The organism is Erythrobacter sp. SDW2 (assembly GCF_021431965.1).
GTDB lineage: Bacteria > Pseudomonadota > Alphaproteobacteria > Sphingomonadales > Sphingomonadaceae > Parerythrobacter.
This window is the reverse complement of the sequence record NZ_CP090370.1, coordinates 1,117,664-1,129,936: the sequence shown is the minus strand read 5'-3', so window position 1 is coordinate 1,129,936 and position 12,273 is coordinate 1,117,664. Positions and strand designations below refer to the sequence as shown.

5 protein-coding genes are annotated in these 12,273 nt (G+C 66.7%); all 5 read right to left on the bottom strand.

The window, feature by feature from the left end; translation table 11 throughout:
• Window position 1: 1 nt before the first annotated feature.
• From LY632_RS05465 to LY632_RS05445, 5 genes are read right to left on the bottom strand one after another with little or no spacing between them, the layout of a single operon-like run.
• The gene (locus LY632_RS05465) at window positions 2-4,051 is read right to left on the bottom strand and encodes a hypothetical protein (RefSeq protein ID WP_234092795.1); all 4,050 of its coding nucleotides are present in this window, start codon (window positions 4,049-4,051) and stop codon (window positions 2-4) included.
• Window positions 4,051-6,828, bottom strand: coding sequence for a hypothetical protein (locus LY632_RS05460; protein WP_234092794.1), 2,778 nt, complete (start codon window positions 6,826-6,828; stop codon window positions 4,051-4,053). The genes LY632_RS05465 and LY632_RS05460 overlap by 1 nt, the downstream gene beginning before the upstream one ends.
• Before the next feature lie 13 nt (window positions 6,829-6,841).
• Window positions 6,842-7,675: a hypothetical protein gene (locus tag LY632_RS05455; RefSeq protein ID WP_234092793.1), complete on the bottom strand. Its 834-nt coding sequence runs from the start codon at window positions 7,673-7,675 to the stop codon at window positions 6,842-6,844.
• On the bottom strand, window positions 7,672-10,065 hold the full coding sequence (locus LY632_RS05450) for a phage tail protein (protein ID WP_234092792.1): 2,394 nt from the start codon (window positions 10,063-10,065) through the stop codon (window positions 7,672-7,674). Before LY632_RS05450 ends, LY632_RS05455 begins: the two co-directional genes overlap by 4 nt.
• Window positions 10,065-12,272 carry a putative baseplate assembly protein gene (locus LY632_RS05445; protein WP_234092791.1) on the bottom strand — a complete coding sequence of 736 codons (2,208 nt, stop codon included), beginning with the start codon at window positions 12,270-12,272 and terminating at the stop codon, window positions 10,065-10,067. Before LY632_RS05445 ends, LY632_RS05450 begins: the two co-directional genes overlap by 1 nt.
• Window position 12,273 lies beyond the last annotated feature (1 nt).

Genomic DNA, 12,273 nt, shown 5'->3' with positions numbered 1-12,273 from the left:
GCTACAGCCCGACCTTGGCCAGCTGGACCGAGACCGGTGCGGAGAAGGCCACCGGTGTATTGGCACTGAGCGCAATGCGCGGGCCCGCGACCTGGCTGACCCGTACCCGCACCCGCGTGCCGACGATGTCCTCGATGATCCCGCGGTTGAGCACCGTGCCCGAGCCGATCGTCGCAACCATGCCGATCTGCGGACGACCGAGCCCGACATCGACTTCGAAGCTTTCGCCCGGGCCGACATTCCTGGTCTCTACCACGGCCCCTTCGACGATCGAGCTGACCGGGGCATGGCTCGCCATCAGCAGGCACACCCGCACCAGCGTGGAGATCATCGCCCGAGCCTCGCCGTTGGACTTGTCGATGCGCCCGAACAGCCACGCGTGCATGACCTCCAACTGGCGGCGCTCGGCCAGGGGTACGGCCGCCCAGCCCGGGATTGCCCCGACATCCATCAGCTCGACTGCCCGGTCGTGCTCGCTCAGCGTCTCGGCCCACAGCAGCCGGAGTTCGGCGGGCACCTTGCGCAGGCCGGCGAGGAAGCAAGCAGCCACCGCGCCCACCTGGCGCAGCATCTTCGCCCCCTTGCGCGCTGCGTCGCGTCCGGCCTTGCCGCCCTGCTCCAGGTCCTCGATCGACAGTTCGCTTAGCGCCGCCTGGCGCAGTGTCAGCCAACTGACCCCGACCAGACTGTCCATCGTTCGCCTTGTCCGCGTCTGGAGCACTGCCTTGCGCTGTGCCAGTACGCCCGTGAGAGCGGTGTAGACCCCGGTCGAGGCCTTGCCGGCAACCCGTTCCTGTGTCCCGGCATAGCCGATCCGGGGTGTCGCCTGCGCATTGCGCGCCAGCCACAGCCCCGCCCGGTCGAGCGCCCGCTGCCACGCTCCGAGATAATGCTCGGGCCGCTTCAAGCCGTCGAGCTCGGTGGCGATTTCGGGATACCAGCCGACCGGAGCATCGCCCATGGCTTCAAGGATTTCCTCGATCTCGTCGGGCAATTCGGCGCTGCTTTCAAGGCAGGCGGGGAGCAGTTCCCCCAGCGGCCGGAACAGCGACAGGCCCGGTGCGGTGACCAACCTGTCTGCCGTCATCGGCCGGGCAAAAGCGATGATATCGACATGCTTGTCGAGGATGTCGCGCCGCTGGGCATTAATCGCATCGAGCCGTGCCTGCTCCTCGACCTTCAGCGCCAGCGCGACCGCACCATCGTGGACTGCCTCGGCAATCTCGGCATTGGTATCGTCGATTGTGCCCTGCCACTTCTCGGCCAGCTCGATCGCCTGCACCATCGCCTTACGGGCAAGGTCGAGGAAGGCCGCGTATGACTGCACCCGCCCTTCGAACAGCCGCAGCATCGAGACCGCCGATTCGAGAGCATCGACAGCCGAGGCAAAGAAGGCTGCTTCGTCCGGGTCTTCCGGGTCGGGATCGAGCCGGTCGGCCAGGATCAGCCCGGCAAGGTTGGGATGGTCGAGAGTCAGGCGCTGCGGATAGAGCCCCGCAGTGACCGTCTGCATCTTGTTGTAGATTGCGGTGTTGGCGGCGGCGTTATCGCCATCCTGCGGGAATTCCAGCACCACATTCTTCAGGATGTGCTTGTCGCTTAGGACGCAAACCTCGCCATCAACCGGCATCACCTTGGGGTCGCCGAGCAGCTTCTTGATCGCCGCATCGGTCGAACCGGTACCCAGCGACGCCAGCGCAGCGTCGCGCGCCGCTGCCGGGATCAGCGTCACCCGGGACGCAGAGATCGGCAATTGCAGCCCGGCGAGATTCAGACCGAGATCCTGCATGCCGCGCACGATCTCGGCCTTGGTTGCGACCGAAGAATTCTTCGCTTCCTGTGCCGGTGACGGGCGCAGGCGTTCGGCCACCGTAGCGGTCCGAATGGGGCTGCTCTTGCCGTAGATCAGGCTGTGCCAGGCGATGTCCTTGGCCTGGATGATGCTGTCCTGCAGGTTCACCTTGATCCCAGCGAGGCCCATGTCAGCGAACTTTGTCGGACTTTCAGCGGCGGGCTTCGTCACAACAGGTTCGACCGGAGTGATGGATTTCCCGAACGATCCCGCCATCACATCCGTGAAGCTTGCCTTCGCCTGGAAATTGGTTGTGATCGAACCGGAGACGAATTCGGACGCCATCCGCAGAGGCGCATCGGGCGTGGTCATGGCAGCCAGCGCGAACGTCACTTGCGGCTGGGCTGCCGTCGTCAGCTTGAGCTGGGTCTTGGGCTTGGGCAGGTCCTTGACCAGCGCGCTGAACAGCTTGCCCGATTCGAGACCGGTGGTGGTGGCCGCGAGATTTGCCAGCACCGGCGAGACAGCCAGCCTCGTCGCATCGCTTTCGCCGACCATCTGCTTGCGCAGGCGGAAGATGTCCGATTGCAGGCGCAGGAAGCCCATGTCGGCCTGGTCGTTGCCGGTGTCGATCTGTTGCGCCATCCGTTCCACTACCGGGCGCAGGCCCAGATATTCGGTCTCAACCGGCTTGCCTTGCGCCAGCGCTATCGCGGCCTGGGCGAACAGGTCAGGTGCGATCTGGGCTTTCTCGCTGGTCGAGAGCGGTACCGTGTCTGTCTGGCCTGCCAGTTCTTCGAGGATCTTGACCGAACGATCGCGCAGTTCAGCCGCAGCGCTCCCTTCTTCGACAGTCGCCAGCGCCTTGCCGGTTGCGGTTTTCAGATCGAGCACGGCCGTGACGAAGGTCTCGACCGATTGCAGCTCGGCAAGTTCGGCACGGTGCTGCCCCTCGCGCACCTGCGCCTCCATGATCGCCTTGTCGAATTTGTCGGAGATCACTTCCTGGATCAGCAAGCGCGGATGATAGAGGTGGTCGGGCACCGGCACGAGGATCTGCACATAGTCGCGCCGCGCGAGGTCGAACGGGGCGAGGCCCGCACGCGCGGCCAGCAGCGATTCCATCTGCGCCAGCTGGATCGGGGCGGCCTCCAACACATAGTTTGCCGGAAAGAAACCGCAGCTCAGCGAAACCCGATCGAGCACGCGCGCCGGCAGTACGCCGACCGGCGGCAATTCACGGAAGAACAGCGTGGCCGGCGACAAGTCGGCCGCTTCGCCGCGCAGGCCCTGCAAGTGATCGAGGAACTGGTCGAACCGGGCCCGCCTCAGGGTGGTTGAAATGCCGAGGCTTGCCCCCATCGCCGGATCACGCACCGCGCCACCGGCGCGCGCCACAGCAAAGCGGTCGCTGAACAGCACGCCGCCATCTTCGGTGACCTGCAAGACCCCGACAGGCAGCCCGTGCTTCGCCCAGGGGGGATCGGAACTGCGACGCCGGGCAGCGCTTTCCTGTTCGATCAGCCGCTGCGCGACCATGCTGCGGTAGACGCTGGTGGGCACCAGTTGCGGATCGGGTTGTCCCAGCAGTGGCGCCGGGGGCAACAGCACATTGGTGCTGCTGAGGCGGCCGAGCACGGCCTCGTCTCCCGCCGCGCCGCCGACCGGACGCACAGGGCGCGCCCGCTTCGCCGCTGGGGGCAGTGCCACAGCATCGCCGCTGTCGAGGCGTGCCCAGCACAGCTGCACCCCGTCCTGCGTGACGAGATCGTTGTAGGCATAGGCCTCAGGGTCGACCGGGCACGGATCCTCCGGATCGAAGGCGAGTGCGCCGATGGCGCGCACCGGCTTGAGGAACAACCCGACCAGCCCGACAGGATGAAGCGTTTCTTCCAGCAGGGGCTCCGACGCGGGAAGATCGGCCAGCTTTGCGGTCAGCGGACGGGCCAGCCACACATCCTCGCCCAGGTCTGTAATGCCGGAACCCGGCGTCAGCCGGATCGCCGCATGGCCGGGCTGGTCATCGAGCAGCTCGAGCGCCAGCCCGTCGACAATGCCGGCGTTGACCGCCCGGCCCAGCAACTCGGTCTGGGTGTCCCAGAACCGTCGCTCCAAGTTGAGCGCATCGGCGGTCAGCGCCCGGCCCGGCACGAAGTTGAGCCGCCGCACGAAGGGCTCGCCCACCCGCGGCGAGAAGCGCGGCGCGACATCGACCACGCGCTCGTCGGGGAGGAAGCCGGTATCCGGCCGGTGTGCCATCAGCCGTTCCTTCCCAATGTGACCTTGATCGCCTTGTCGACGCTGGTCGGCGTCGCGCCATTGGCATCGAGTGCCTCAACCACGTCCTTCGTCACGGTCTTGAGCTTGGCCGCGTTGCGCACATTCGCGCCTCCGAACCTGGCCAGCGCGCCGATGCTTCCCGCCTGCGAGAGCAGGCCCACACGTTTTTCGACCACCGATGTGGTGTTGCCGACAATGATCCCGGCGATGGCCCGCTCCTCGATCCGGTTGGCGACAATGGATCCCTCGATGCCCAGGATTCGGGCCCGGTTGATGCCGCTCACCGCAGACAGGCCCCCGATACCCCCACGTGTGGGCGGTGGGGGCGGTGGCGGAGTAGGTGACGGGCGCGGCGCGGGTGCCGGTGCTGCGACCTCGAGCAGGCCATCTTCCAACACTGCGATCCCCTGGACGAAACCGGCGTCAACCGCTCTCACACGCTGGATAGTGGCATCGGTCAGCTGACCGCCGGTCGCCAGCGCATTGAGCGCGACCCCGGTGGCGATGCGCGAATCTGGCACCTTGGCATCGATCATCGAGGTAACGATGGCCTCGCGCTGGTCGAGCGTTGCCTTGTCCAGCGCATTCTTGAGTGCATTCTGATCGGACCTTTGTGGCAAGGCCTGGAGCAGCTTGGTGGCCGCTCTTTCCACCTCGGCGAGACGCCGGGCGGCCGATTCTGCGGCCGGATCGATCGCAGGGGTCGGTGCAGGGGTCGGCCCGCTCGGGGCCGGTGCAGGGGCGGGACGCGAGGCGTCTTCGGCCTCTCTCGTCACTGCTTCGGCCAGCTTGACGATCTCGTCCTTTTCGCCGGCCGAGACGAGGGACTCGAGCTTGAGGACGAATTCCTTCTGCATTTCGGTTTTGAGTTGGGGTAGCGCGTTGGCGAAGGTTTCCAGCAGTTCCTTCTCTGTGACGAAGAAGATCAGCTGCCCGAACCGCTCGGTGCTGATATCGGTCCGTCCGGTGCCCACCAGCCCGGCAGAAAGTACCGCGCGGCCCTTCTCGCTCGACTTCAGGATCAGTTCGGTCGCTTCCTCCAGCCTGGCCTTGGCGTTGGCGGCATTGGCGCTCATCCGCGCAACGAGGCCGGTGATGGAGATGGCGTCGTTGGCAATGGGCGTGCCCAGAACCGCCTTGGCGAAGACTTCCGCGACAGGCGCAGTGACCCGGCGTAACTGGACTTCGCTGATCTTGGCGAGGTCGCCAAAGGCAGCGAGCTTGAGCAAGGCCGCGCGCGACTCGTCCGGCAGCGGGTCGGGTTCGCTGGGCGTTGGCGTGGGGGTGACGGGATCGGTCGGCGCGGGCACTTCGCCGTCATCGACCGGATCGACATGGCTGATCGCGACCAGCACGCTTTCGAGGTCGGCGCTGCGCCGCAAGGTGCGGCGGCGCATGTACCACAGGGTCTTGCGCGAGGAATCGCCGTCGAGTCCGAACTGGGTCAGAGCGGTCACCACGCTCGCCCATTCCGCAGCTGCGACGGACTCGTTCGGCGCTGCCCGTACCGCAGCATCGGCGAGGCTGATCTTCATCGCCCCCAACCGGTCGAGCGGCTTTTGCGGTCCCTGCCCCAACATGCTCAGAGGGCGCAGCGGTTTGGTCAGCTGCTGCAGGCTGGCGATCTGGCTACGCAGCGTATGCCGCGCCATCGGGGCGACGATCATGATGTTGAGGCTGTCGCGCTCCTCGACCGGGCGGGTCAGGTCGATTGGCGGCAGGTCGAAGCTTTCCTCGATCAGCGCGGGCAGTTCGTCATCGGGGATGATCGACAGTTCGACCTCGACTTCGCCCGGGAAGAACACCTGCGCCATCGCCGCCGGATCAACCGCGTCAGCGGGCAGCGGCCCGGCCGGAGGCAACAGCTTGAAATGCTGCTCGGCCGGGAAGCGTGCGGGTTGGCTGGTGTTGGCATACTGGTCCATCACATCGGCCAAGGCGGCACGGTATTGCTCGAAATGGGCCAGCCGCAACTGGTCCTGCGCCAGCCCCAGGCCGAGAAATTCGCGCCGCGCAGCGACGAGGTCGCGCCGGACGAGGTGGACATCGACCCACTCGATCACGCCATAGCGCAGCGAGAGCATCGCCAGCGGCAGAGCGAAGCCGGGCACGCCGTCGATCTTGCCATGCGAGAATATCCGCTGCGCCGCATCGGCGCGGGCATCAAGGCTGGTGAGCGCAGTTTGTGTCGGGGCATAGGGCGTCAGCGTCGCGGCGACTGCTTCGATCTTGTCGCCCATCTGCGCCGTGCGCTGGCCGGTAACCGTCGTCGGGAATGCCGTCGTCTGGTTGGCGGTATATTCGACCGGGCGAAGCGACAACACGAACAGCCCGCTGCGCGCGTGGAGCGGAGCCGAAGGATGCACCGACAGACCCAACTGCGCATTGAGCGCGACCTGCACCGCCAGGTCCGACAGCTTGAGCACCATCTGCGAAGGCAAGTGTATATGCGCCCCGTCGAAAGCGATCCCTTGGCCGGGCGCGATCCGGATCGTGTCCTGTGCGCTCGCGCCTTCGCCGATCGAGACGTCGAGCCCTTCGATCACGCCGCTGCCGATCGAGCGGCCCAGCGCATTGTGGCGGGCCATGAAGTATGACTGCTGCCGGTTGAGGTCGCGCGCGGTCAGGAACCTCCCATCGAACCACAGCGGCAAGGTGCGGTCGGGATCGACTGCCAGCACGCCTTGGCGCTGGAGATCGGCGGCATCGGCCTCACTGACGGTGGGGGGCTCTGCGGGCTTGACGAATTCACTCATCGGACCTCTCCTTTCAGCGGCTCAGCGCGACGAGGTCGGCGGTGGAATAAACCATCCGCCTGCCGTCATTGTGGATGACCGGGGCCATGCCGGTGTTGAGCGTCGGCGGGGTGCCGGCGGTCGCGGGGATCTTGATGCGGGCGAGGAAGATGTCGGCCGCCAGCGCATTGTCGGGGTGCTCGATATCGGGGCGCAGCTCGCTGTCGAAATCGTCCCACCAGATGTCTTCGAGCCAGCCACTTTCGCGCTTGGTCTTGTCGAGCTTGGCCCGGCGGTCCTGGAAATTGGGCCCTTGCACCAAGGTGATTGGGCGCGGCAACTTGGGGGCATCTTCAGTCCGCAGCACCAGCGTTGCTTCGACAGCATCGCGCAGCCGCAAGGGTGCAACCGAGCCCAGCGCGTCGAACTCGCCACTCTGGAACGCAGGGCGCTTGGCCGTCTCGCATTCGCGGAAACCGAGGAAGATATCGGCCAGGATATGGTCGGGATCGCCGCCGCTGCCGGTGGCGAAGGCGCGCCCGACGGCATCTTGATCCTCGGCGACCCGGTCGGCGAACCAGCGATCGACATCGAGGCACAGCGTCAGCGGGCTCTCGATAATGCGCCCGGCCCGGTCGACCCCCAGTCCCGGCTGGATCGCGAGCCGCCGGGGACTGTCGGCATGCGGCTCGACATTGAGCCCGGCGACGGTCCCCGTGCCGTGGAGATAGCGCGCCAGCATCGACAGCCGCCCACGGTGATAGCTTTGCTCGGCCGCGAAATCGGCGGAGTCGAGCAACATGCCGTTGGTGTAGGCGACACGCTCGGCCCACAGGGCGCGGCGGGGCGGCTGGTTCGAAACACTCATGACGGCAATCCTCCGTAGTCGGCGGCAGGGTCGAGCGAGGGCAGCGCGAGGATCTGGTCCTGCACGCCAAGGTCGCTGACATCGGAAATGACGGGCGAAGCCCCGGGGCGGGGCCGCAAATAGCTGTCGACGCCGAGCAGCGAATAAAGCCCGAGGATCAGCGGCCGCGAGGCGCGCTCCACCCGCAGGCGGACATGTGCAGGGGTCATCTGCGCCGCGACATCGCGGATCAGCGCCAAGCGCGTTTCATCGGCCTCGTGATGGACCAGCACAGTTACTTTCCAGGCCAGTTCGGCGAAGAAGCCGCGTACCTTGTCGAGCTGTTCCGGATCGGTCGGTGGACGATAGAGCGCAGCGATCTCCGTCAATTGCTGAGCAGAGAGTACGGCCTTCCCGTCCTCCAACTCGTCCGCATCTCCGAGATGGAGCGTCTCGCCAATGAAGGAATTGCCGCTCTCGACCGGCCCGGCGAGCAGGGGGTCGAACTGGCTACCGAGGTCCGCCCCGAGGATGGTCGCGAAGACCCGCCGCAAGCGGAAGTCCTCCAGTGCCACGATGCCGCCCGCCCCCACCTGCCCTTCGGAAGCAATATCGAGCGCCAGCCGCAATCCCGGCATGGTTCCGCGCCGCCGGTGGAGCCGCATGCCGTTGGCCAGCAGCACCCGCCGCTGGCGTTCGTTGAGACCGCTCTTCATCACCAGTCCGATCCAGCCCGAGAGCCAGTCGAGCGCATCGACGGGCGCCGCCATCGGGTCAGTCAGTGCAGGGGCCGCAACGACCCGGTCCTCCATTCCCGTCAGCACGCGCTCGAAATTGGCGACGTAGCGATCGAGGAAGTCGAGCGAATGGGCCTGCCCCGGCGTCTCGCGCAGCGCCGGATCGAGCGGTGGCTGCATCACGGTCGGGAGGTAATTGCGGACGAGCGAGAAGCGGCTGCCGTAGAGGCGCACCGCGGCAATGTATGGGCTGGCCTGCCCGGTGCCGTACAAGCGCAAGCTGATCCTTGCGAAGCGGCCCGAAAGCTCGCGCGAGACACTGTCGGTGTTCTGGACAAGCCCGGCGAAGCATCCTGTCCGCCCCTTCACGCGCGGCTGGTGCAACAGGCCCGGATGGAGTGGCAATTCGTTCGCCGCATCGAGCCAGGTCAATTGCGGTGCGCCTGCCGGAAGCGGAATATCGCCCGCGTAGTGCATATGCGACTTGGCCGCCTCGAGCTCGTCCTGACGGTCGGCGACTTGCAGGGCGATGGCAAGACCGGTGCCGGCGGGAAGATCGCCCTCGAACACCAGCCGGTGCCAGATCGTGCCGCCATCAGGGGCGCGGATCACTGTGCCGGAACGCGCAAGGCCCTCGCTCCGATAGCTTGGCATGGAGAGCGCTTGCAGGGCGCGCGGAGCAGCGTTGGGAAGTTTGGAACCCTCTTCGAAATGTACCACGCGGGCAGGCATCACCGTGCCCCGGCAAATCCGGGCCGTGCCCGGCTGGACCAGCGGCATGCGGTTGGGCTCGATCGACAGGGTCGGGCGTTCGCCTTCACCGACATTGAGCACCACCCCCCGCTTGGCCCCCACATAGGTCAGCGCGATCTGGCCATCGGAGATGAAGCCTATCGAGGTAGCAAAGCCCTGCAGCGGCACTTCGACCCGCACCCGTTCGCCGCGCACCGGGATGAATTCGATCATGCTCTTCTTGGCCTGCGGGGAGCTGTGCACCAGCACCGCCAGCGTGCCATCGCTGCGCGCGGCGCAATCGACGATGCGTTCCTGGGGCGTCTTGGCAATGCGCGGTTGCTCCTCCAGCCGCAACGGGTTGGCGTATTCGGGATCGGGCCGGAAAATGTGGTCGGCATAGGTGCGCAGCGCGAAATCGGCGAGCTGTGCCCCCGCCTCGCGCCACAGCCGCCCGCGCATCCGCTCGACCAGCCAGCGCCCGGCCCCCCGGTCTGGCGTTGCGCCCGGAGTTTCCACCAGCACGGGGTTGCCGAAGCGCCCACGCAGGTCGACGTAGATCAGGCCCTCGTCGCCATCGGCCAGCTTGCCGGCGATCCGCAACACGCCTTCGTCGTCGATCCACATGTCGCGAATTTGCGCCCCGGCGGGTATGCCGATCACCGGCGTCGGTTCGCCGTTCCCGGTCGCGCCGAGAATGCAGCCTGGCTGTGTTCCGACAGGATGCGACGGATCGTACACCGCCCAATCGTCGAACCTGCCCACCGCAACCGCCGGCATGTCGGCTGCGGGAAGCGCCTGCGAACGGATCGCCGCCTGGTCCGGCAGGGTGATCGTGCCTGACAGGTGCAGGCAGTCGCCGCCAAACTGGCACGAACCATCGGCGAGGTCGAAATCGCCCGGTTCGGACAGCATCCAGAAGCGATGGCCGTTGGCGTCCATCAGCACATCTCCGGCACGACCGGGATCGGAGTTCCGCCGCCGCTGGCGCCGCCGGCACCGCCTTCGATGCTGCCGGGTACTCCGGAAGGATCGAGCGCGACCACGACTTCCGCAAGTTCGGGCAGCATCCAGGCTTCCATTGTCACCGACTGCAACCCGCTGCCTTCTTGCGGGCGCTGCGTCCAACCGCTGCCGGTGGTGGCCCGCTCGAACAGGCTGACGCCGTAGACCGCCTCGATGCCCTGCAACCGCGCGACGACGACTTCGAGCTCGAGATTGGTTACCGTCCGGCCCAGCCCCCAGCCATTGCCATCGCGCCCGCCGGGGGCCACGGGTGCAAGGAACAGTCGCAGCGCGTTCTCGATCTCGCCCATCACCTTGGCCGGGTCGATCCCGTCGACCAGCTTGACCGAAGTGCTGACGGAAATCGGCTTGTATTCCGGCCCGATGACATGGAGCTCGGTGCCGATCAGGCGGCGCGCGTCGAGATAGTCCTGCACCGCCTGCAGCATCGCCCGGTCAGGGCGCGCCCCCGGTCCCTTGAGCTGCATCGGGCGCGGAACCACCATGACGGAGACCGCACCTGCGACATCGGACAGCCGCTGGTACGGCTTGAAGCGCGGCATCACTTCGACGCGGGCGATATCGACTCCGGGTGTCAGCGGGGCAAGATCCTTGTAGTCCTGCTCGGTCACCGCGCGGTCGCCGTGGCGCAGGAAGCCGGGCAAGCGCGTTTCCGCCTGCGCCAGCGTTTCGGCATCCTCGCCGCCTTGTGTCGCAATTGGCTGTGAAGCGCTGAGGCGCGGATGGGCGATCTTCTCGATCGATTGCGGCGGCAGGTTCCCCACCCGCCCGCCGCCGTGGCGCAGCAATGTCGCACGCACCTTGGCCCCACGCGGGGGCACCTTGCCGGTGACGCCGTTGCCGAAGCGAACCAGCCCGGCCTCGGCATCGAGCCGGTAGACCTGCTCATGCCGCCCGTGCCCGCCGAGATAATCGGTCTGCTGCCAGGTCTCATAGGCCCCGTCGCTGCGCTGGACATCGAGCACGAAGCTCGCCGCATCGATTTGCTGCGTGGGCAGTTGCATCGTCTGGTCGGAGCCGCTGGTGGCCGCGCCCAGCACGATATTGCGCAAGGAACGGCGCTGCTCGATCTCGACCGCATTGATGCCCAGCCATGACAGCGGCAACGTCTCGGCGCGGTCGCGCGGGACCATCCGGACCCAGCCGACCAGTCGGGCGGAAACCTTGTCATCGTCGATCCGTGGCGGACGGTCGCCGACCCCTGCGAGCACGTCCACGTCGGGATCGTTCTCCGGCAGGCCGATATCGCCCGCGTCGGGCAGGATCAGACGCAGCACGCCGGTACGGGTGAAGCCCGCCGTGGTGTTGGTGATCGCAGGAGGCAGAGTGGTGTATTCGGGCAAGCCACTATTGCGTTTGCGCGGGGTCGGCATCTGCCAGATCCAGTTCTCCGGGCGCGGGCGCGGCGCATCGATGGCGAGTGTCTCCAGCGGCGCCTCGGCCCGGGGAGCCAACCCGATGTTGAGCAGCACCGGCTGCGACCCGGAGCGGGCAAAGAGCTTGTCGCGGAATGCCAGCTTGTCGGCTGGCGGCTCCGGCGCGAGCAGCGCGATCCACAGGCTCTGGTCGAGCGTCTGGCGCGCCACGTCGAACCCTCCGGGCACGCTCAGACCGTTGGCGAACAGCGGCGTGGTGACATAAGGCGCGGAACTGGGCAGGTCGTAGACCGCTTGCAGCGATTGCTGAATGCCCGAAACAGTCGCTGCCTCTGCATCGGAAGGCAGCCGCTTGACATAGACCGCACCGCTGAGCGGCAGGACACAGGCGGCATCGGTGGTCTCGAACTCGACCGGCCCCGACACCAGAGTGCGCGCCGGAACTTCGGCAATAGCGGTGTCCTTGGGCGCGGCATGGCGCAGTTGCAGCAACCCGCGCGCAGGCGTGGCCGGGCGCATCGGCATGTCGAGCAGCCGCAGGAACATCAGCCGCTGCCGTTCGGGCAGCAGATTGATGCGGTAGAGCAGCTTGTCGCCCATCCAGGCGAACAGGTCGATCAGTGTGCGGCCAGGATCGCCCGGCGCGGGGTTGCGCCATTCGGGCGTATGTGCCGGGATCTGCCGGATCATCTCGTCCGCAAGCTGCTCGGCCGTCTGATCGTGCAAGTTGTAGAACGGTATCGGCATG

Excerpts from the sequence above, each read along its gene's own strand:
- LY632_RS05445 (WP_234092791.1), bottom strand. The coding sequence starts at position 12,272 with ATGCCGATACCGTTCTACAACTTGCACGATCAGACGGCCGAGCAGCTT.
- LY632_RS05455 (WP_234092793.1), bottom strand. The coding sequence starts at position 7,675 with ATGAGTGTTTCGAACCAGCCGCCCCGCCGCGCCCTGTGGGCCGAGCGT.
- LY632_RS05460 (WP_234092794.1), bottom strand. The coding sequence starts at position 6,828 with ATGAGTGAATTCGTCAAGCCCGCAGAGCCCCCCACCGTCAGTGAGGCC.
- LY632_RS05450 (WP_234092792.1), bottom strand. The coding sequence starts at position 10,065 with ATGGACGCCAACGGCCATCGCTTCTGGATGCTGTCCGAACCGGGCGAT.
- LY632_RS05465 (WP_234092795.1), bottom strand. The coding sequence starts at position 4,051 with ATGGCACACCGGCCGGATACCGGCTTCCTCCCCGACGAGCGCGTGGTC.